Annotated in this window: 19 protein-coding genes and 2 pseudogenes; 10 read left to right on the top strand and 11 right to left on the bottom strand. The window is 71.0% G+C overall.

The genetic code is table 11. The features are described from left to right. Positions 1-54: 54 nt before the first annotated feature. Entirely contained in the window at positions 55-381 is a 327-nt protein-coding gene (locus ACWGR4_RS30735) for a hypothetical protein (protein ID WP_452132980.1), read from the bottom strand. Between the two features lie 165 nt (positions 382-546). Here ACWGR4_RS30735 and ACWGR4_RS30730 point away from each other — a divergent pair, with 165 nt between their 5' ends. Next, complete coding sequence (locus tag ACWGR4_RS30730; RefSeq protein WP_452132981.1) at positions 547-825, top strand: hypothetical protein; 279 nt, start codon at positions 547-549, stop codon at positions 823-825. 64 nt (positions 826-889) lie between these two features. Here ACWGR4_RS30730 and ACWGR4_RS30725 read toward each other — a convergent pair whose 3' ends face one another. Further along, positions 890-1,231 (bottom strand): hypothetical protein, encoded by a 342-nt coding sequence (locus ACWGR4_RS30725; protein WP_452132982.1) that lies wholly within the window; start codon positions 1,229-1,231, stop codon positions 890-892. Here ACWGR4_RS30725 and ACWGR4_RS30720 point away from each other — a divergent pair. After that, positions 1,224-1,613, top strand: a complete 390-nt coding sequence (locus ACWGR4_RS30720) for a hypothetical protein (RefSeq protein ID WP_452132983.1) — start codon at positions 1,224-1,226, stop codon at positions 1,611-1,613. The genes ACWGR4_RS30725 and ACWGR4_RS30720 overlap by 8 nt on opposite strands. 2 nt (positions 1,614-1,615) lie before the next feature. After that, positions 1,616-2,032 carry a hypothetical protein gene (locus tag ACWGR4_RS30715; protein WP_452132984.1) on the top strand — a complete coding sequence of 139 codons (417 nt, stop codon included), beginning with the start codon at positions 1,616-1,618 and terminating at the stop codon, positions 2,030-2,032. 907 nt (positions 2,033-2,939) lie between these two features. Here ACWGR4_RS30715 and ACWGR4_RS30710 read toward each other — a convergent pair. After that, on the bottom strand, positions 2,940-5,057 hold the full coding sequence (locus ACWGR4_RS30710) for an outer membrane protein assembly factor BamB family protein (protein ID WP_452132985.1): 2,118 nt from the start codon (positions 5,055-5,057) through the stop codon (positions 2,940-2,942). Between the two features lie 1,407 nt (positions 5,058-6,464). On the opposite strand from ACWGR4_RS30710, the gene ACWGR4_RS30705 reads away from it, so the two are divergent. Continuing rightward, positions 6,465-7,727: an IS110 family transposase gene (locus tag ACWGR4_RS30705; protein ID WP_452132986.1), complete on the top strand. Its 1,263-nt coding sequence runs from the start codon at positions 6,465-6,467 to the stop codon at positions 7,725-7,727. A 27-nt stretch (positions 7,728-7,754) separates the two neighbouring features. Here the strand turns inward: ACWGR4_RS30705 and ACWGR4_RS30700 are convergent, their stop codons facing one another. Continuing rightward, entirely contained in the window at positions 7,755-7,922 is a 168-nt protein-coding gene (locus tag ACWGR4_RS30700; RefSeq protein WP_452132987.1) for a hypothetical protein, read from the bottom strand. A gap of 724 nt (positions 7,923-8,646) precedes the next feature. Here ACWGR4_RS30700 and ACWGR4_RS30695 point away from each other — a divergent pair. Then, positions 8,647-9,030 carry a CU044_2847 family protein gene (locus ACWGR4_RS30695; RefSeq protein ID WP_452132988.1) on the top strand — a complete coding sequence of 128 codons (384 nt, stop codon included), beginning with the start codon at positions 8,647-8,649 and terminating at the stop codon, positions 9,028-9,030. A gap of 36 nt (positions 9,031-9,066) precedes the next feature. Next, positions 9,067-10,590: a S1 family peptidase gene (locus tag ACWGR4_RS30690; RefSeq protein ID WP_452132989.1), complete on the top strand. Its 1,524-nt coding sequence runs from the start codon at positions 9,067-9,069 to the stop codon at positions 10,588-10,590. 215 nt (positions 10,591-10,805) lie between these two features. Here ACWGR4_RS30690 and ACWGR4_RS30685 read toward each other — a convergent pair. Next, positions 10,806-10,973, bottom strand: a pseudogene (locus tag ACWGR4_RS30685) (tetratricopeptide repeat protein); the annotation flags it as partial. Positions 10,974-11,177: 204 nt separating this feature from the next. Here ACWGR4_RS30685 and ACWGR4_RS30680 point away from each other — a divergent pair. Both ACWGR4_RS30680 and ACWGR4_RS30675 read left to right on the top strand, forming a co-directional pair. Then, positions 11,178-11,987, top strand: a complete 810-nt coding sequence (locus ACWGR4_RS30680) for a hypothetical protein (RefSeq protein WP_452132992.1) — start codon at positions 11,178-11,180, stop codon at positions 11,985-11,987. Positions 11,988-12,037: 50 nt separating this feature from the next. After that, positions 12,038-12,448, top strand: a complete 411-nt coding sequence (locus ACWGR4_RS30675; RefSeq protein WP_452132990.1) for a hypothetical protein — start codon at positions 12,038-12,040, stop codon at positions 12,446-12,448. 786 nt (positions 12,449-13,234) lie between these two features. Here ACWGR4_RS30675 and tgmC read toward each other — a convergent pair. The 3 genes from tgmC to tgmA are packed head-to-tail and all read right to left on the bottom strand — an operon-like array spanning position 13,235 to position 15,659. Next, a complete protein-coding gene (tgmC, locus tag ACWGR4_RS30670; protein ID WP_452129453.1) occupies positions 13,235-14,392 on the bottom strand; it encodes an ATP-grasp peptide maturase system methyltransferase in 1,158 nt (385 codons plus the stop codon). After that, the gene (tgmB, locus tag ACWGR4_RS30665; RefSeq protein WP_452129454.1) at positions 14,389-15,375 is read right to left on the bottom strand and encodes an ATP-grasp ribosomal peptide maturase; all 987 of its coding nucleotides are present in this window, start codon (positions 15,373-15,375) and stop codon (positions 14,389-14,391) included. The genes tgmC and tgmB overlap by 4 nt, the downstream gene beginning before the upstream one ends. Then, entirely contained in the window at positions 15,372-15,659 is a 288-nt protein-coding gene (tgmA, locus tag ACWGR4_RS30660) for a putative ATP-grasp-modified RiPP (RefSeq protein WP_452129455.1), read from the bottom strand. Before tgmA ends, tgmB begins: the two co-directional genes overlap by 4 nt. A 559-nt stretch (positions 15,660-16,218) precedes the next feature. Here tgmA and ACWGR4_RS30655 point away from each other — a divergent pair. Together ACWGR4_RS30655 and ACWGR4_RS30650 are read left to right on the top strand one after the other, a co-directional pair. Continuing rightward, complete coding sequence (locus ACWGR4_RS30655) at positions 16,219-16,968, top strand: hypothetical protein (protein WP_452129456.1); 750 nt, start codon at positions 16,219-16,221, stop codon at positions 16,966-16,968. A gap of 54 nt (positions 16,969-17,022) precedes the next feature. After that, positions 17,023-18,026 (top strand): annotated as a pseudogene (locus ACWGR4_RS30650) (IS5 family transposase). Between the two features lie 447 nt (positions 18,027-18,473). Here the strand turns inward: ACWGR4_RS30650 and ACWGR4_RS30645 are convergent. The 3 genes from ACWGR4_RS30645 to ACWGR4_RS30635 all read right to left on the bottom strand — a co-directional run bounded on the left by ACWGR4_RS30645 (position 18,474) and on the right by ACWGR4_RS30635 (position 20,133). After that, positions 18,474-18,701, bottom strand: coding sequence for a helicase associated domain-containing protein (locus ACWGR4_RS30645; RefSeq protein WP_452129457.1), 228 nt, complete (start codon positions 18,699-18,701; stop codon positions 18,474-18,476). Positions 18,702-18,917: 216 nt separating this feature from the next. Then, positions 18,918-19,295, bottom strand: coding sequence for a GntR family transcriptional regulator (locus ACWGR4_RS30640; protein WP_452129458.1), 378 nt, complete (start codon positions 19,293-19,295; stop codon positions 18,918-18,920). A gap of 4 nt (positions 19,296-19,299) precedes the next feature. Continuing rightward, positions 19,300-20,133 carry a hypothetical protein gene (locus tag ACWGR4_RS30635; RefSeq protein ID WP_452129459.1) on the bottom strand — a complete coding sequence of 278 codons (834 nt, stop codon included), beginning with the start codon at positions 20,131-20,133 and terminating at the stop codon, positions 19,300-19,302. Between the last annotated feature and the right edge of the window lie 82 nt (positions 20,134-20,215).

The raw sequence follows: 20,215 nt of genomic DNA, 5'->3' as shown, positions 1-20,215 counted from the left end.
GCCTGATCTGCTCCGCCCGGCCAGGCAGCCGACCCTGGGGCTGCGTGCGCGCGGTTACAGCACGGCAACGCATGAGCCCGGATCGGCGGTCAGGAAGACGAGGTGCGTGCCTTCGGTCATGTCCGCTCGCCCCAACGCGACCGGTGTATCTCCGGCACGTCGAAGGGCCGGCAAGCCCTGTTCGAAGTCCTTGAGGGCGACGGTGCCATCCTCCGCCATGCATTGCGCCCGCCACGCCCAAACGTCGAGGAGTTGGCGGGCCGGCGCCGATGATTCGGCCCATATCCGGAAGGAAGCCCCGGCCCGCAAAGCCAGAGCAGCCCGGCCGGCGGCATCGGTCCCATGTCGTTCGAGGGCGGCAATCAGGTCTTCGCGGTCCACGACGTGCAGTATGGCCCTTCGCGGGTGCAGGGACCGACCTTGATGCGATGCGGTGATCACGTGCTGCGTGTCGCGATCTGGGGATCCCTTCCGGGAACGTCCCGGGCCTGTCGCGGCGTTCGCGCATCGTACGGCGAGGGATTCCGACGAGGGGCTGGGGGACCGATGGCGAACGGCTATACGCGGGGCACGGTGGTGGATGCGGTCGTGGTCCGTCACCGCCCCTTCGGAATGATGGTCGAGATGCCGAACGGCGAGGTCGGGCTGCTGGAGCCGGAGTACGCGGAGCCGGTGTGGCGGGACACGGACGGCTGGTACCCGGACGGGACCCGCCTTCGGGTCGTGGTCCTGGGCTACACCACACCCGGCCCCGGCAAGTTCCAGCCCGCCCAACTGCGCCTGGCCTCCGCCCCGCACATCATCGATGCCATCGGGAACCCGTGATTGCGCGTCGGAGGAGGGTGTCGACGCACACGCGACCGACACCTACGAACGCGGGCCGATACCCTCAACGGATCCCGGTGGTGGTGAGAAGGTCGCGGACGCCGATGGCCTTGGGGTGTCGTTCGGCGAGTTCGGTGACGACGCGGCGGATGGTGGGCCGGTCGCGGACCTCGCCGGGTGCTTCGTGGTGGGCGGCGGCCAGCGCGGCGGCGGTCTGTTCGGGTTTGCCGAGTTGCCACCAGGCGCGGGCGAGGTCGGTGTGCAGGCGTCCACGCCGTTCGGCGGTGGGGAACCGCCCCGGGTGGAGGTCGCGTCCGGCGTGCAGGGCGGCGCCGGCGTCGCCGAGGCAGTACAGCACCCCGACCTCGTACAGCCCCCCCACCGACGCCGGCGTCACCGTGAACACGGCCCGGGCCTGCGGCCCGTCCGGTACCCGCAGCACCGCGCGTTTCGCGTTCGCCGCGTCGATCACCACCGACGGCGCCCTCGACTGGCGCACCGCCCCGGCCGCCGACTGCCGCCACGCCGCGATCACGCCACCCGCCGACGTCGAACGCGCCTGCGTGGAACCCGTGCGCGAACGCGGCCTGGTCTACGCCCCGCTGGACTTCGTCGTCACCGCCGAAGGCCGGACCTACCTGGAGACCAACCGCGCGGGCGAGTTCGGCTGGATCGAAGCCCTCACCGGCCTGCCGATCTCGGCCGAGATCGCCCGCCTCCTCACGCACGACACCCGCGCAACCACCGCCACCCGACACCGCACCGCGAGCGCACGCGCGAGGATGTGACGATGGACCCGCTGCTCGCCGCCGCCCTCGCCGCCCTCGACGTCACCGACGAGCCCCGCCCCCTGACCACGCACCACGCCGACGCCTGGCGGGCCGGCCGCTGGAAGATCAAGACCATGACCGATCCGGCCGCCGCGGCCCTGCTCCTGCACGAGGCCCGCGCCGTGCGGTTGCTGCTCGCCCGGGGTCTGCATCCCGCCGACGGCCGACACGGACACGTCGGCGAAAGGGCCTGGACCGCGGTGGAGTTCCTGCCCGGCGTCGACCTGTGGCAGTGGTGCGCCCGAGGCCGCGTCCCCGACCCGCCGCCCGACTTCGCACCGCGCCTGACCGCGATCGCCTACCGGGCGTTCACGGCACTGGAGCGCCTGAACGCCGCCGGATGGCGCCACGGCGACTCCCACCCTGGAACATCCTGATCGGCCCCGGCGACGAGCCCGTCTTCGTCGACCACGAATACACCCACCACCCCGACCTGTTGCCATCGGCGGGCCCCTACCGGGGCGGCATGGACCACGCCACCACACCCGGCGTCGCCCGCCGACTCCTGCACAGCACACCCGACACCCACATCCGTCTCACCCCCACCGACGAACGCCACGCCCTCGCCGCCGCCCTGCGCTGGGCCTGGACCGGAACCACCCCCGCCACCACCCGCGACGTCGGCCCGGGCGTCACCCTCGACGACCTCCTCGAGGACATCGCCACCGGCCGACACCACGTCCCCCTCGCCGACGCCCGCCGATGGCCGGCCCCGGAACTCGAGGCCCTCATCGCACACGCGACCGCACCCACTGATCGGGACACGCGGACCGGGTACGTGGACACACCCGCGGAACCGTTTACTCCCGCCCGGCTCGAAGCCGGCCCGGACCGCCGTGATGCACGGATTCTCGAATCCCTGCGGACGGGCCGGTGTCACACGCATGCGCGGTCGCCGCGTTCATTACCACCGGCGGCGCTCTCGACCGGCGCATCACCCCGGCGGCCGGCTGCCGCCACGTCCCGATCACGCCACCCAGCGACGTCGAACGCGCCTGCGTGGCGCACGTACGCGCACCGGGCCCGGTCTGCGCCGCAGTGGTCTTCGCCGTCACCGCCGACGGCCGGATCTGCCTGGAGGCCGACTGTGCGGGCGAGTTCGGCTGGATCGAGGTCCTGACCAACACCGAGTCCACCGGCCGTTCTCCGATCCCGGATTCGTCCGGCCGCGAGCGTCGGGCCGTCGGGCTGGTGTGCCCGTGGGGGTGGCCGAGACACGGGACCCGGTCGACCGGGGGCGGCGCGCATGCGCGACGGTCGCGGGCGCTCCCGTATGCGGCCGGCTCAGGTGGTGTCCCGCAGGGCGTATACGTCGTGGTCGTCGCTGATGTAGATCACACCCCCCGCCACCACCGGCGACCATTCGACGAGGTCCCCGGTGGGGTACCTCCACTTCTCGGTGCCGGTCGCGGCGTCCAGCGCGTACACGTTGCGGTCATTGCTGCAGATGTAGACCACGCCATCCACCACCGCCGGCGACGGTTCGACGAGGTCCCTGGTGGGGTACCTCCACTTCTCGGTGCCGGTCGCGGCGTCCAGCGCGTACACCGCGGTGGCCAAGCTGCCGATGTAGACCACGGCGTCCACCACCGCCGGCGGCGAGACGCCATAGGTGGTGTGGTGCCATTTCTCGGTGCCGGTCGCGGCATCCAGCGCGAACACGTTGCCGTTCCTGCCAGCGACGTAGACCACGCCGTTCGCCACGGCGGGCGTCGAGACTTCGCTTTCGATGGTGTGGCGCCATTTCTCGGTGCCGGTCGCGGCGTCCAGCGCGAACACGACTTCGCCGCCGCCGACGTAGACCACGCGGTCCACGACTGCCGGCGACGAGACGACGGGGTGCTCTGTGGGGTACCTCCACTTCTCGTTGCCGGTCGCGGCGTCCAGCGCGCAAACGTTGCGGTCCCAACGGCTGGTGTAGACCATGCCGTTCGCCACCGCGGGCGTCGGGACGTCGTACCCGGTGGAGTACCACCACTTCTGGTCGCCGGTCGCGGCGTCCAGCGCGTACAACCTGCCGTCGCCGGTACCGACGTAGAGCACGCCGCCCACGACCGCGGGCGACGAGAGGACGCGGCGCCCGGTGGGGTACCTCCGCTTCTCGATGCCGGTCGCGGCGTCCAGGGCGTATACGTTGTGGTCCCAACTGCCGACGTAGACAACGCCGTTCGCCACCGTCGGCGAGGAGGTGACCCTGTCGGCCGTGGTGTACGTCCACAGTCTCGTCACGAGGGGTTTTTCCGGCGCGGTGGTGTGACGGCCCAGGACGAGGGCGGTTGCGGCGCCGCCCCCGGTGAGGGCGCTTGCGGCGCCCGCGGCCAGCCACAGGAACCGGCGCCGCCCCGGCGACGCGGGCGTGCTCCCGGAGGTCTCCAGGTCGTCGTCGCCTCGCTCGTCCGCGGCGGGTTGCGACTTCGGGGAGTCGTGCGGGTCGGGGCCGGCCGGAGGTGGCGTGACCGGCGCGGTGATCGTCGGCAGACGCGTGGCCGGGCCTGCGGCGTGTCCGGCCAACGGTGGCACGCGCGGGTTGGGTTCGGTGGGCGGTGCCGCCGCCGGCGGTGGCGCAAGCCGCTCGGGTGCGGAGACCGCCCGCGCGGGCAGGCCGCGCAGGCGCCGGTGGACGTCGTCGGCGTCGGCGGGCCTGTCCGCGGGGTTCTTGGCGAGGAGTTCGAGGACGAGGTCGTCCAGGGCCGCGGGCACGTCGGGGCGCAGATCGCCGGGCCGGGTGGGGGTCCTGCGCAGGTGTGCGTTCATCATCGCGACCGGGCCGCTCGCGTCGAAGGGGACGTCGCCGGTGAGAAGTTCGTGCAGGACGCACCCGAGGGAGTACAGGTCCGAGCGGGCGTCGCCGGGGTGTTCGTCGAACCGCTCCGGCGGCATGTACGCCAGGGTGCCCATGACCTTGCTGGAGCGGTTGGTGGATTCCACGAACCGCGCGATCCCGAAGTCCAGGATCTTCACCACTCCGTCGTCGGTGAGCATCAGGTTCGCCGGCTTCAGGTCCCGGTGCACCACGTTCGACGCGTGCGCACGCGCCAGCGCCGCGGCCGTCTGCGCGGCCCACTCCACCGCCACCGCCACCGGCGGCGCACCGCTCTCGCGCAGCATCGACGCCAGATCACGGCCCCGCAGGAACTCCATGACCAGGAACAGCGACCCGTCCGCATCGTCCTTGCCGAGGTCGTGGACGGTGACCACGCCGGGGTGGTGCAACGCGCCCGCGGCACGCGCCTCCCGGAAGAACAAGGCCGTGCCCGACTCGTCGCCCGGCTCGTGGGCGAGGAGTTTGACCGCGACCCGCCGTTCGATCACGCGGTCCAAGCCCTCCCACACCTCGCCCATCCCGCCCCGACCCACGAACCGCACCAACTCGTACCGCCCCGCGAGCACCCGAACGACCACCCCGACACCCCCGTATTCCGCACCGGCCGGACACGACGACGCCCAACCTCCCACATACACCGCGGGATCGACCGGCGGCGGGGTCCGGTCCGGCACGAGTCGAAGGCCCCGCCTCACGGTCACCACACGGGGGAACGGGCCGTGCAACACGAGTGGTCCGGCGAACTGCACGGACCACGCCGGACGCACCGGCCACCCGGGCCGTCTTCGGCGATGTGTTCATCGCTCCCGGAGAGAGCGCGGCCCGGGCCCGTTCGGGCGGCCTCCTCCCTTCTCGACCGACACCGCGAACACGTCCGCCGGATTGGTGAGCAGGCCACGGCCGTTTCCACGGTCGGCGATGCCGGCGGGTGTGGTCTTTCGGTTCGAAAGGCGCGGCGGTTCCGTGGGTGCGTGGATAGCCTCTCGGCGGGGGTGGGTCGTCGTGGGCATGCGGAACGTGGTGGCTGGGGGTCTGGTCGTGGTGGGGGCCGTGGTGGCGGCTCTGGGCGGGGTGTTGGGTGGGCCGGCCGCGGAACAGGGGCATTGGCCTTGGGGTTTGGACGTGTTGCGGGCGCATCCGTGGCCGGCGCTGGGCGTGTTGATCGTGGTGGGCGCCGTGTTGCCGCTGGTGCAACGCCCGGCCGCGGACGCGGGGGATCCGCTGGCACCAGCGCTGCCGCCGGTGGAGGACTGGTGGGTGGCGCGCGCAGGGTGCGGAAGTGGTCGCGGCGGTGTGTGCGGCCGGGCGCGCCACGGTCGGCATCACGACGGGTGTGCACGGTGCCGGTGGTTTCGGGAAGACGACGTTGGCGCGGGTGGTGTGCGCGGACCGGGCGGTGCGGCGCCGAGGAAGGCCCCTGGGGCACGATTCTCCAGGTTGAACGCTTCTTCAACCGGCATGACGAGAAGCCCTCCAGCTCAGTGGACGACACGAACCTCTTCGGCTGGCGCCTGGGCCGCGTGGTGGTGGACTTCCTCGCCGCAACCGGCGCGGATCTGGACGTCGGCGAATACGACATGACGCCCAGCGACGACTGACCCCGCCTCTTCAAACTGGGCCACCGCTACGTGTCGTCGGGAGCCCCTCGACCCGCATCCCGAGACGGCACCGCATGAGTGCGCTTGGGGGAGATCACCTCCACTCTCAGAAGTGATCTCCGGCTACGAAAATCTTGCCAGGACCGCCTGAGTGGCTGCGCTGATCACCTCGGGGACGAGAAAATGAGGCGGGTGCCTCGGTCAGCCGGTTGCTCTGCGATGTCGGTGAACTCGTTTGCCAGGATGGCGATGGGGGTCAGCCCGGGGAACCACGGTTTGTCGCCATGGTGGCGTTCCTCGCCGCCGGGAGCACGCGTGTCAGATTCCGAGTCTTCCCTTGACCCCTCCGGGGCGTCCGCTCTTTCACTCGTGTGTCGGGAGTGGACCATGGTGCGGCAGGACGTGAAGGACGAGGTCATCCATCTGCGGTCTGCGGGCGTGGACCTGGGCAAGCGGTTCCTGTCGGCCTGCGCGCGGACCCCGAATCCGGCGCGGACCGGGACCTGGAGTCTGGAGACGGAGAGGTTCGGCACCACCCGGGCCGAGTTGCGGCGCCTGCTGGCGTGGCTGGTCGAACGTCGGGTCGAGGTGGTGGTCATGGAGGCCACGTCCGACTACTGGCGTGGGCTGTACTACCTGCTGCAACCGCACCTGAACCTGATGCTGGTCAACCCCGCCCATCTCAAGGGCATTCGGGGCCGTAAGACCGACCCGAGCGACGCGGCGTTCCCGGCCCGGGCCGGTGCGTCCGGGATGGTGATGGCCTCGTTCGTGCCCGAGCGCGCGGTGCGTGATCTGCGTGACCCGACCCGTCGGCGCACCGAGATCGTGCGCGCTGTGGGCTGGGAGGCCCAGCGGCTGGAGAAGGAACTCGAGGACACCGGTATGAAGCTCACCTTGGTCCTGACCGACGTGGTCGGCGTCTCGGTCCGGGCCATCCTGGAGGCGCCGATCGCGGGCGAGCGTGACCCCGAACGGCTCGCGGACCTCGCCGTCGGCAAGGCCCGTGCCAAGATTCCCGCCCTGATCGAGGCATTGGACGGGGATTTCACCGACCACCATGCCTTCATGGTCCGCCATTACCTCGACGAGATCGACCGCCTGCGATCCGCCGCCACCGCGTTCGACACGCGCATCGCCACTCTGTTGGCCGAGCGGGAGCGCGACCTGGACCTCCTGGACACCATTCCCGGGGTCGGTCGCCTCGCGGCCGAGGTGATCATCGCGGAGACCGGCGGGGACATGGCGCCGTTCGCCGCCGCCCAGCACCTCGCCTCGTGGATCGGCGTCTGCCCGAGGCAGAACGAGTCGGCCGGGGTGAGCAGATCCGGGCGCACCCGACACGGCAACGGCAACCTCAAGCGCCTGCTTGGAGTCGCAGCCATGGCCGCGATCCGCAACAAGGAGTCGTACCTGTCGGTGTTCTTCCGCCGCATCTCGGCCCGTCGGGGCGGGAAACGCGCCCTGGTCGCCGTCATGCACAAGATCGCGATTGCCATCTGGCACGTCCTGAACGACCACGCCCCCTACCGCGAACTCGGCGCCGACCACTTCGCCCGCCGCAATCCCGAACGCGCCATGCGCCGCATGATCAAGGAAGCCAACCGCCTCGGCTTCACCATCCGCTTCGATCCCATCGCAACCGCCTGACCTGTACGAGTCTTCACCATTTTCGTGTCAGAGCCAGATAGACCAGTACGCCGACCCCACCACGACCGTCGACACCTCCACCGCGCCCGGATGCGCCGCCTCCCCGGTCGGTACCCGCAGCGCCGACAGCACCCGAAGCACCCCGTCGCCCCACTCGCCGAGGTGTACTCGCCTGGTTTCGACGGCGATGAACACGCCCGTGGCACCCCGAGTCGAGCCCGCCACCCGGAGAAACGAAGGAGACGGGGCGAACGGGCACCGCTCGAAACCGGGCGGGGCCGCAGTCCGGCCACCGCGGTCCCTCCGACACGCCTCGACCGCACTCACTTGGCGCCGGTCGGCTCGACGCCGCGCTCGGGCGGAGTCGCGACTCGGGGGACCGGCGGCAGGCACGTCTTGCCGGCCGGATCCTGCGGCTCGCCGAGGGAATCGCCGACGCGGGCCGAGCCGGCTTCGACGACCGCTCCGTGCCGGCACCGGATGCGGGGAATCGAACGGCGGGTGCGACACGGAGCAGGGAGCGTTGCGTGTGCACCCCGGCGCGTAGGAGACGACCGGTCGCCGCGTGCGAGCGGGCCGGCCTGCATCGTGTCGATCCCCGACCGGTACCGGCAGCTGGCAGCGGGGAGTCGTGGCGAACCACCACGGCCGTCGGCGACGACTTCGTTCGGGTTGTGTGACCTTACGGAAACGGGGAGTCCCGACGACTGTGCGTCGTTACGATCGCGGTGAACCTCCGCTCCGTCAGGTCGACTTCGCGGAGCGCTATCGCCACGTCGATATGGAGCACCATGTCCCTCGTTTCGACACCGCATCGCCTTCGACACCCCGAGCCCCACCCCCGAGACACGGGCGGCCGGTGTGCCGGGACGACCGGTGCCCTCATGGCGTGCGCGCGCCTCGGCGGCGGGGTGGCGCGGTGAGCGAGCGCCAGTCCTCCCACATCGTCGAAGTGCCCCTGGGCAACGGCGAGGACGTCGTCCGGGTGCAGGTGACCGAGGTCGACGAGAGTCTGGTGCGGGTCGGCCGGGGCGGTCGGAGCGTGGGGCGGGCGGAGGAGACGCTCGGGCAGATGCTGGGGGTGATCCGTCCGGTGGCGAACGCCTTCGTGGATCAGTGTCGCCTGATGGCGTACCCGCCGGACGACGCCACCCTGCAGTTCGGCATGTCGCTGTCCGCGGACGCGAGGATCCTCATCGCCGGGTCGTCCGTCGCCGCGAACTTCTCCGTCGGCATGACCTGGCACCGCCGCGACGCCCAGGCACCACCCGCGAACGGCCCACAGGCAACGCAAGGGAACTGACCCGGCGCCGGGTCGCGTTCACGGGGGAGGCACACGGTGGCGAAGGACGGCGGCAGCGGAGCGCGGGAGCCGGATTCGGTGCTCGTGTCGGCGGTGGTGCGGGTCAGGGGAGCGGACGGCACGATCGGCGGCGCGGGTTTCCTCGTCGCCCCGGACCTGGTCCTCACCTGCGCCCACGTCGTCTCCGACGTACTGGACCTGCCCCGCGACGCCCCGGTGGAGATCGGGGCGGATGTCGTCGTCGACCTGCCGCTGGCCGATGGGACGGGGGTCATTCCCACGGCGACGGCCGAGGTACTGCGGTGGGTGCCGATCCGGGCGGACCAGAGCGGGGACGCGGCCCTGCTGCGCCTGCGCGACGTCCTCCCGGGCGCCGTTTCGCTGCCAATGGCCGACGCCGAGAGCGTGTGGGACCACCGGGCCCGGGTGGTCGGCTTCACCGACGACCACCCCGACGGAATCTGGCACAAGGGGACCTTCAGCGGCCCCACCGGCCGCGGCTGGGTCCAACTCTCCCGCACCACTACAGAAGCCGCGCACGTCAGACCCGGCTTCAGCGGAAGCCCCGTCTGGGACGACGACCTCGGCGCAGCGGTCGGCCTCATGGTCGCCGCCCAACCCGCCCGCGACGCCCAGCAGACGTTCGTCCTGCGCACCAGGGCCCTGCTACGCGAATTCCCCGAACTTGCCCCCGTCCTGCGCCCTGCAACTCCCTTCCGGGGCGCCACACACCCGTCGACCCCGCGAAGGCGACGAACCGCCGTGTGGTCCGGTGTGATCGCGACCGTCGTCGTGCTGGCTCTGGTCGTCCTGAGCGTCACGGACGTGATCCCGTTGCTCGACGACCACTCCGACGGGGCCCGCGGTCGGACGGGCGCCCCCGGCGGCACGGGCCCTTTGGGAGCCACCGGCCCGCCTTCCGATCTCGAGGTCGCGGACGTGAGTTTCGGGGCGGCCGACGTCCCCGGGAAAGCCGAGGACGGTTCCGCCGTGGCGCCGATGCCCAGGCAACCGCAGATCCACATCTCACTGCACAACACCAGTGCGGAGATCGCGTTCATCCGCAACGCCGTCGTCACCGTGACCTACATCGGCCGGATCGCGGACTGCCGCAACATCGGCGGCGAGGGAGTGGTCCTGCCCGGCTACAGCGTCAGGATCCCCATCGATCCCGTGCCGCCGGTGCCCTTCAGGCACACGGTCGACTTTCCCGGATGGCAGGTCGCCCCCAAGAACTTCGAGAACATCTCCTTCACCCTGGGCCCGGACACCGTCGTCGCGGGTGGCGGATGGTGGGCCTACCGGTTCACGGTCTCCCTGGAACGTGATCGAGGCAGACCCGCCCTGACTACGTCCGAGATCGCCGTGCTCTCCCCCCTCGACGACTACTCGCACGCCCTCGCCGACTTCGAAAGTTTCGCCCACGGACAAAGCAGCCCCGATCGGCGCGAGTGCGTGGCCAACGACCTGACGACCCTGCGCCATGCGGCCGCCGGAGCGACCGACGGTGCCCCCGAACTCGTCGAGCAGATACGCCGACTCGACGTCGCCTTGCGATGACGCCCTCCTCCGCAAGAGCTCCGGGTCCCGGCCTTTCCAGGGAACCGGGCCGGGGACGGGAGCCGCCATGGCAACACGAACGAAATCTGAACCGTCGCGTCGGGGCCTCGAAAACGTCGACCGGCGAATCGGTGCCGGGATGTTCGACGCCGAGCAACCGCTCGTAGTCCGCCGCAATCCGCTCCCCGCTTTCGATCGCTCCTTCGGGTGTGACCGGTCTCCCGGAACAAGACGGCCGGGTGTCGCCGAGCGGCCACCGTGTCGGGATCATCGACGCCCGGCAACCGTTCACGGTCTGCGAGGACTCGTCCATGAGCCCTGATCGCTTCCTCGGTACGGCCCATCCGGCGATACGAGGCAGCCAGGTTCGCCCGGGCGGTCATCGTGTCCGGGCGATCGATGCCGAACAGCCTTTCCCCTTTGGCCGGGGCCCCTCCACAGCCCGCGCTCCTCCGTGGATCGTCGGGTACGTGCACTACAGGGGAGGACGCCCACGGGTACGGAGTTGGCAAAGGCGGTGGCCCCGGCCGGGAGCCCGCCGCACACTGACCGACGGGAGATTCTCCGCGTTCCACGGTGGGGGCCGCATGGACGAACACGGACCGTTCCAGAGGGAAGAGCACCGTCGGCACTTCGAGGACGTCGTCGATGAGGCCGTGCGCTCTCCCGGGATCCAGGCCCGCCTGTCTCAAGACGCCGGTCACGACACGGAACGGGCCTGGGCCACCACGGAACAGGCGCGGACCTTCGCACTGGACCACGCCGCCGACATCGCCGAGGCCGCGTGGCCCGAGTACGAGATGCTGCTGCGCGCCGAGCGGGAAGCCGGCGTCACGATGCGCGAGTTGGAGAGAAGCGGCCGGATTGCTCTCGGGAGCGCACTCGTGATCCTTGCCGGAGGCGCGGCCGCGATCGCCCTGGCCACCGTGGCCGGTGTGATTGCGCTCGCCGGCGGCTCCCCCGCACCGTGGTTGCTGGCGACCGCAGCCTGCACCGCCGTGGCGTTGACGGCCGGCGTCGGCGCGGCGGCAGCGATGGTGGATCGGGCGATGCGCAACGCCCGGGAGGACGACGCGATCGGCTCCGCACTGCGCGCGCTGGACGCGTGGCACGCGGCGCTGCTGCGCCGGGGGGTCCTTCCCTGTCTCGAGAGCCGATTCGACGCGGCCGAAGCCGGTCGGCCGGGTGATGACCACACGGACACGACAACGGCCGCAGGTGTCGTGGACCCGATCGGTCGGCTGCGCCCGATGCCGCCCCCGACGCCAGGCCTCGTAGGGTACGCGGTTGTCGCCGATGGCCTGGATCGCCTGTTTCGCGCTCTGGGGCCGCCGCCCCACCCGAGCCGTGCTGCGCGACCGTCCCGGGTCCAGCGTCCGGGTGGGAGTCGACGGTGACCGGGTCGGAACCGCGGGCGGTGCCATCCTCCGCAGGAGGTCCTGTGCCGGTGGGTGCGGCAACCAGTGGAGCGGTGATCGCGGCACAGTGGGCCGGGCTTCCGCCGGAACACATGCGCATCGCGCTCAAGGCGCTCGAGCCGCAGCTGGTCCGCGACCACGAGGTCCATCTGACGCAGGCACGAGCTGCGGAGGCCCGGGATCGACGTGCGTTCCGGCTGCTGATGACGGGTCAGGTGTTCGGGTTCGTCATTGCGCTGGCAACGATGTCGGCGGCGGCGGTGGTCGGTGTGGAAGGGCATGTGTGGCTGGCCGCAGTGCTCTCCGGACCGAGCGTGATAGCCCTGGCCAAGTTGTTCGTCATCCGCCGAACGGACAACGCGGAGATTCGCGCTGCGGCGCGAGTGAGCGTAGCCGCAGCGCAGTCGGTACCGCCTTCTCCCACGGCCCCACCTGCCTGAGGGTCGTCACATGACTCACCAACGGCCGGCCCACGTTCTTTCCGACGGCCGTTGGTGGGTGGGACCCGGTGCGGCGGTGTCGGACCGGGGTCGTGGGTGCGGCGGTAGCCGCCGAGATCACCCCGGACGCGCGGGCACTCCACGCTGCGCGCGAGCGCTCCGGACACCGCATTGTCGAGCCGTTCGCTTCCCCGGCCTCCAGGGACGAGCGCGTGACCCAAACGTTCGGCGTCCTGCTTCGCTCCAACTTCGTCAGGTTGGACTCCGACGGAACGTCGCTCTTGCCGTCCGCACCCGCCCGGACCTGGCGGAACACTGTCCGGATGTCGATGCCGTACAGGGTGATGGTGCGTTCGCCCAACGGCGAACGCGCCCTCCTCGAGCGGCAATACCTCCAACCCGACCCACGCATCCGGACGCCTGGTCCGTGAAGGGCACACGCCTGGACGTCCTGGTCCTGGGTTACGAGCGCCGGCGTGTGCCGATGGCTCGCCAACCGCGACGCGGTGCCACGCCACCGCGCACATGGCGAACGAGCGCTTCGGCACCGCAGCGGCCGACGGGGCGGGTGTGGGACTGGCTGGCCCTGGCTGCAACTCTTCGCCCCTGGTGCGCCGTCCGGACGAGTTCCGCGCGCGATGTGCCCGACTACGCGCCTGACGCGCAACGGCGGTGCCGCGTACGTTTCGGGGCCGGGACTCGACGAGAGTCCCGGCCCCGAAACGTACGTGTGCCCTGGAGGAACGGGTCAGCGGCGCCGCTGTTCGAGGCGGGGGAGGTCCCAGCTCAGCGAGTGATCCGGAGGTGGATCGTCTGCCGGTCGGGGGCGATCGACAGGCGGAAGGCGTCGATGGGCGGCGAACCCTGGGCCCGCCACGCGGTCACGGCCCGCTCCGCGAGGGACCAGAGTCGGCGGGGCCCGCCCTCGCGAACCCGCCACGATCCGTCGTCCTGCGGCAGGAGCGTGGCGTGGGAGCCGTCGACGTCCAGGACGTGGTCGAGAAAGGGGCCGTCGCCGACCTGCGCGGTGACCTGCTGCGAGTTTGGCAACACCCCCTGGAGGACGAATCGGCCGACCCAGTTCCGCAGGATCTCCGGCCCGAGCTCGGTGGGCCTGCCCGAGCCTGCGGCGGCCGGGGCCGCCCCGGTGTCGAGGGCGGGCGGGGAGTGCCGGCGGGCGGGCATGAACGACACGGTGCCGGACAGGAACTCGCCGACGGCACGACCGGGCCCGGTCACCGTCACACGGGCCTGCCCGAACGCGTAGAGCCAGCCCGTGAGGTTGGCGAGGATCACCGTGCCGGGCCGGGACTGCTTCAGCCACGCGCGCGGGATCTCGCGTACCGAGCAGGTCGCGACCAGCCGATCGAACGGGGCCCGATCCGGGACCCCGTCGAGGCCGTCACCCACCACCAGGTGCGGCTCGAATCCGGCCGCTTTCAGAGCCGCGGCCGCCCGTCGCGCGGTCTCCGGATCGACCTCGATCGACGTCACGAGGTCGTCGCCCAGGCGCCGGGCCAGCAGGGCGGTGGAATATCCGGTGCCGCTGCCGATCTCCAGAACGCGATCACCGTCCTCGACACCCAGATCCTCCAACATCCCCACGACCAGGCCGGGCAGCGTCGACGACGACGACGGCGCGCCGAACACCGGACCCTCTACATCCCCGGGGGCCACCCCGCCGTCGAGCTGGGTCACCAGCGTGGCGTCCTCGTACACCCGCGCCAACGTCGCGGCGCCCCCGATCACGGGGGACCACATCGTGCCCCGCTCGGTATCGACGCGCTCGAACCACGCGGGCGCGAACACCTCCCTAGGCACCGCCTCCACCGCCGCCCGCCACGCCGGACCGCGCAGATCACCGGCCGCGGCCAGCCGGTCCGCGAGGCGCCGCCGCAACGCGACGGCGTCCGCGGCCGAGACGGGGGAGGAGGGAGCGTTCACGTCGGGGATCCGTTCTGAAGAAGGTCGGCGATCGCCGCCGAGATCGACATCCCCGTCGCCGCCTCGATCCACCCGTACTGACCCAGGGGATTGCACTCGTAGAACACGTGCTCCCCGGAGGCGGTGAGAGCGAGGTCGAGGGCTCCGTAGGACAGGCGTTGATCGCGCATGTACCGGGTGACGGCCGCCGCCACCGACTCGGGAAGATCGACCACGTCGTACCGGTGCCGGTCGTAGTCGCTGCGCCAGTCCAGCAGGCCCGAGTAGATGCGCGCGACGAACATCCGCCCACCTACGAACGTCACCCGCAGATCGGCGACGGCATCCACCCGTGCCTGGAACAGGTGGGCCGTTCCGGCAACGGCGTCGTCGATGTCGCCGGGGTCCACCGCCGTCGTCCACACCGTCAGCGGCCGGTCGTCAGGGTCTCGATAGCGCACGGTCCGCAGCACCTTGTAGACGATCGGCCCGTGCCGCTTCGCGAACGCCCGGGCCGCGTCGGGATCCGAGGTGATCAGAGTCGGCGGCACGGTCAGACCCACACGCAGGGCGGCGGCCAGACCGACCGGCTTGTACGAGGCGGCCGTCACCGCGTGCGGATGGTTCACGTGCAGACACGGCAACGCGGCCAACACACCTCCCAGGCCGTGCCGCGCCTGCGCGACGGCGAACGGGGTGTCCTGGTCGGACAAATGCGTGAACGCCGGCCCGTAGTCCGTCGCGTGCCGGTGATACACCGCGCGCACCGTGTCCAGAAGGACGCGACGACTCGTCGTCTCCAGTACGCCCGTCATTCCGCGGCCGGGGTCGAAGCAGGCGGACAGGGTCGACCCGAGCGGGAAATCCACGCCCGGGTCGATGCGCGCCACGGGCACTCCGCGTCGGCCCAGCGCCTCGATCACGGCGTCCGCGCTGCGATCGCCGAGCGGGGCACACACCAGCACCGGGCGGCACGTCCCCGCCCCGCGCGGATGCGTACTCAATCCTCGTCGGTCTTCGTCACCGGGCGGTGGTCCGGTGCCCCGCCCTGCCCCGGATCCCTGCCGTCCGAACCGCCGGTCGCCTCCATGGTGTTGGTGGCCGGCGCGGTCTTGGCGTGATCGCTCATCGTCACGATCCGCCCGTCGACGTCGCGGTAACGGGTGGTCTGGGTCACCGGATCGAGCTCGACGCCGCAGTACAGCAGATTCACCGTCGCCCCGGGGCCGTGCCCGGTCAGATGACGCAAACCCCACGGACGCGGACTGGAACGAGCACCCTCGGACATCGGGCTGCCTCCTCGATGAGGGACGAGGCGCGCCAGGACTCGGAGCGACGTTCAACGGACTACGCGTGATGTGCCCGCGGGAACAGACCCGTGCCCCGGCTGGCGCCCTCCCGGCAAGGTTTTCCACGACCACCGGCTTGACATCCGACGCCGCCCCGACGGGGCTCACAACGTGAAATGGTCCCTTCGCCGAGCGAAGTCGGCCCGCCCGGCCCGTGCCCCGCGGTGGGATTTTCCTGCTGGGGGGCAGGCACATTGCCACAGGGATGGTGCAGGGAGCCGGCCGAGCGCGGCCCGAGGTTGCCGGGCCCTTCGCTCTATGCCTTGCGTAGCCTGCGGGAGCGGGCCCCGTGCACCAGTGAAGTCGTACTATCAGGCTTCGCGGTGATCCTGATCGTCAGTGTTCTTTCGTGCCTTCGAAGACGCGCGGGCGACGAACGAGGCGTTACACGTGTTTCCATCGCCAACTCGCCTGCCCGATCACTAGATTCATCGCCGTCGTGTGTGCATCGGCGCATGATGCCGAGCGGGGGCGGAGCGAAGCCGGAGGGGCGGGATTGTGCAGTTCGAAGTGGTTGACTCGGTGCCGGTGTCGGGGGTGGCGCAGAAGGTCGCCTTCCTGGTCCCCAACGACTGGGACGACTGGTTTCGCTACGAGACGACATACGTCCTCTACGTCAGGTTCGAAGGCGAGACGCACCTGATCGGTCAGGTCAAGATCGGGCAGTTCGGCATGGGGCAGGGACTGAGCAGCGGCGTCGAACTCTCGACCGAGCCGCTTCCCGGTGGCGGCGCGCCAGCGGCACGGCGACCGCGCCTGCCGCGGTCCTTCATCCGGCTCGGTGAGGATTTCTTCTCGCTCGGGCAGGATGACAGCTACTACCTGGACCTCACCGAGTTGCTCGGGGACGACGGCCGACACGAGGTTCTGGAAGCCCTGAACGACGTGGCCCTGGACCCGGCCCGGTTCGTTCGCGCCTTGGAGGAACCCGTCACCGGCACTTCCCTGTTGCGTTCGGTGTCGCAGGCGGCGGTGGAGGGCCAGTTCCACCGTCTGGCCAACGGGCGCGCACGCCTGACGCCCTATCTCCTGCGGTACAAACCTCCCACGTCGCCGGGAGGCAAAGCAGCGAGGATCTCCCTCGACGTCGTACCCGAGTCGGACCCGCCGACGAACATCCATGTGCTCATCGGGCGCAACGGCGTCGGCAAGACACATCTGCTCAACAACATGACCCTCGCCCTGGTCGATTCCGACAGTCGACCCCAGGACGTCGGAACCTTCACTAGGGCCTGTATCGGGTTGTGATCAATCTGTGGGATTCGTCGTCAGGGCGATCGTGATCTGGTAGATCGTCTTGGTGTGACGCGAGAGCAACTGACGGACGTGGAGTGGGAGTTCATCGGGCCGTACCTGCCGATCGGTGCGTACGGCCCGTATCCCGAGCGGCTGCGGCAGCAGTTCGAGGGCGTGATCCGGAAGTTCCGGACGGGTGCGCAGTGGCGTGAGGTGCCGGAGCGGTTCGGTGCGTGGCCGACCGTGCACAACCGTTTCCGGCAGTGGCGCGACGCCGGTGTCTTCGAGGCCCTGCCGGAGGGCCTGATCGCGGAGGCCGCGAGACGGGGCGGGGTGGATCCGTCGCTGGTGAGCGTGGACTCGACCACCGTCCGGGCACACCACGACGCCGCCGGGGTGCATCTCGACCCCGACACGCTCACCGCCCTGGAGAAGGCCGCGGCAGAGGAGGAGAAGGCGCGACAAAAGGGGGCGGGCCGGAGGGACGAGACGGGAACGAAGTCGGAATCGACCCGGACCGGGAGGAACGACGACGCGTCCGGCGCCGTCACCGAATCCGGCTGAGGGCCGCCCTGCTCGGACGCTCGCGGGGCGGGCAGACCACGAAGATCCACCTCGCCTGCGACCGGAACGGCCGGCCGTTGGCGTTCGTCCCGACCCCGGGACAGGCAGCCGACAGCCCGCAGTTCGTCCCCGTCCTCGGGAGGATACGGGTCCGCGGGCCCGTCGGGCGCCCCCGCACCCGGCCTGACGCGGTCGCCGGGGACAAGGCCTACTCCTCCCGCGGCAACCGCGCCCACCTGTGGAAACGCCGGATCAAGGCGGTCATCCCGGAAAAGGACGACCAGGCCGCCAACCGCAAGAGGAAGGGCAGTGGCGGCGGCAGGCCCGTCCGCCACGACGCCGACCTCTACAAGGAACGGAACACGGTCGAGTGCCTGATCAACAAGCTGAAGGCATGGAGAGGCATCGCGACCCGCTATGACAAAACCCCCGAGAGCTACCTCGCCGGCCTCCACCTTCGCGCCGCAATGATCTGGCTCAAGGACCTCAGCCGGAGCACCTGTTGATCTCAACTGGATACGCGGCCTAGTGCCGCGTCCGGCAACGTTCACCCCGTCGCGGCGCCCGGCACGGCCTCTCGCCGCACCGCCGAAACGGCCGAGTACGACGGGTACGAGGCTCGTTCCGGCGGCACGCCGAGGCACCGCACCGGACACCGCGACGGGGCAAACGTTGCCGGACGCGGCACTGGAAGCCCCGGAACGTGAGCGTCAAGGCACTGTGTCGAATCCAACCGGCAGGCACGTGCCACTCGTCCACCCTGCGGCGACATCGACCGGTACTTCGCAGCTACTCCCCGTAGTGTTTCCAGAGATGGGCCGCGCCCACACCCGAACGCTTGGGGACGACTCGCTTCCGCAGGTCGTTCCACGGCAACCCCGGGGCGAGTACTCGGGTTTCGGCGCTCTCGGTGCCGACGGATCGCCTCATGCTCACGAGGGCGCCGCGCTGGTTCAGGGCGACGTGGGGGCGTGGCGCTGCCACGCGACGGGCCAGTGCGCCGGGTGCCACTCCTCGCCCTCGTCCAGGGCGTTGAGCCTCACGCGGCGCCCGGCGGCCAGGCCGCCCCGCCGGTCCTGGGCCCGCCGGTTCTCCAACCACTTCCCGATCGGGTATCCGTCGACCACGGCATCGATCGGCGCGGCAAGTGTGGCGTGCCTGCGCGCGAATGCACGCGCCATGGCCAACCCTGCGTCGGCATCGTCGCCGCCGAGGCATCGGCCGCGGTGTCGACCGTCCCGACGCAGTCGGCCCCAATGCGAACTACTGTTCGCGCTGTGCCTGGTTGAGCCGGTCCCACCCCGATCGCTGCCGGGCGACCCACCACCCGATCCCGCTCCCACGGGCGGCGACGTCCAGGCCGACGTCGTCCAGCCGGGCCCCGTCGCCCCTCTCGGTCAGGACGAGGGCGATGTCGCGGTGCCGTTGGTCAGTGCCGCTCGGACGATGCGGATGGCCTCGGTTGCGTCGATGCCGGTACCGGCGATGACGGCGGCGTACTCGGCGGCGGCGCGGCGTGCCCGTTCGCGTCCCTCCTCGCCGGCCGCGGCCACGAACGAGCCGGCCGCTCTGCGGGTCTCGATCAGCCCTGCCTCCTCCAACTCCCGGTAGGCCCGGCCGACGGTGTTGGCGGCCAGGCCGAGGTCCGCGGCCAGGCGACGGATGGTCGGCAGCCGGGTGCCCACGGCTAGCGTGTGGTCCCGGATCTGCCGGGCGAGCTGCGCGCGGAGCTGCTCGAACGGCGGGACGGGCGAGGCCGACTCGATGACGATCACCGGTTCACCGGCCGCTCGTGCCGTGCCGCGCCACCGTGCTGCTCCGCGCGGTCCGCACGGTGATCAGGGCGAGCGTGACGGCGCCCAGGAGGACGAAGACGAGCCAGGCGGCGTTCCACCAGCCGAGCGCGGTGTCGAACACCGACGCAACCGGCAGGCACCACACCACGGTGGGCGTGGCAACCTCGCGGGCGTCCTCGACCCGCATGATGACGTCGGCGGTCAGCGAGACCTCGTCGTCGGCCACGACCGGGTGCGTCAGAATATGGCGCAACTGCACGACCATGCCGACCGCGACCCCGCACAGGGCGATGAGCAGGACGAGAGCCGCGTAGCGCGCGGTGGAGTCCCGCACGGTAAGGGCGGCGATCGCCAACGCCGTCGCGCCCGCGAACGTGGCAACCGCACACGCGGCACGCGGCACGCCGAGAACGGTGCGCCAGCCGAGCCGGACCGGGTGGGCGACCCGTCGCGGCAACGTCGCGCCGGCCCGTAGATCGACCCGCCGTACCCACCTGTCCAGCAGCGACTGGGCCAGCACCAGAGCGGCCACCGTCGCCGTCAGGACCGGCAACGACCAGTGCCGGTAGGGCCCGGACCCGTCATCCGCGGCGTCGGCGGGCCGGTCGGTGACGTAGAGGAGGGCGACCACCATGACGAACATGGCCAGCAGGACGTGAGCGGCCAGACGGGTACCTCGCCGTGCCGCCAGACGCGCGGCCAGCAAAGGTGTCGGTCGGACGTCGGCCAGGCCGTGCCCGGCCAGCCACACGCCGGCCCGCTCGAGATCCGCCGGGCGCATCGACCGGGCACCATCGGGAGTCGTTCCTTTCGACATGACGCCCCCTTGTCTCATGTCTTGCCTCAATAGGATGCGTCAAGGATTGCGACAAGTCAATGGCGAGGTGGTCGGCGGCGGC

The organism is Embleya sp. NPDC055664 (assembly GCF_053618075.1).
The sequence above is the reverse complement of the archived record's forward strand: the minus strand, read 5'-3'. Positions and strand labels throughout refer to the sequence as shown.

Bases quoted from the DNA above. Each gene is read 5' to 3' on its own strand.
- ACWGR4_RS30730 (WP_452132981.1), top strand. From the start codon at position 547: ATGGCGAACGGCTATACGCGGGGCACGGTGGTGGATGCGGTCGTGGTC.
- ACWGR4_RS30715 (WP_452132984.1), top strand. From the start codon at position 1,616: ATGGACCCGCTGCTCGCCGCCGCCCTCGCCGCCCTCGACGTCACCGAC.
- ACWGR4_RS30705 (WP_452132986.1), top strand. From the start codon at position 6,465: ATGGTGCGGCAGGACGTGAAGGACGAGGTCATCCATCTGCGGTCTGCG.
- ACWGR4_RS30680 (WP_452132992.1), top strand. From the start codon at position 11,178: ATGGACGAACACGGACCGTTCCAGAGGGAAGAGCACCGTCGGCACTTC.
- tgmA (WP_452129455.1), bottom strand. From the start codon at position 15,659: ATGTCCGAGGGTGCTCGTTCCAGTCCGCGTCCGTGGGGTTTGCGTCAT.
- ACWGR4_RS30645 (WP_452129457.1), bottom strand. From the start codon at position 18,701: ATGGCGCGTGCATTCGCGCGCAGGCACGCCACACTTGCCGCGCCGATC.
- ACWGR4_RS30635 (WP_452129459.1), bottom strand. From the start codon at position 20,133: ATGTCGAAAGGAACGACTCCCGATGGTGCCCGGTCGATGCGCCCGGCG.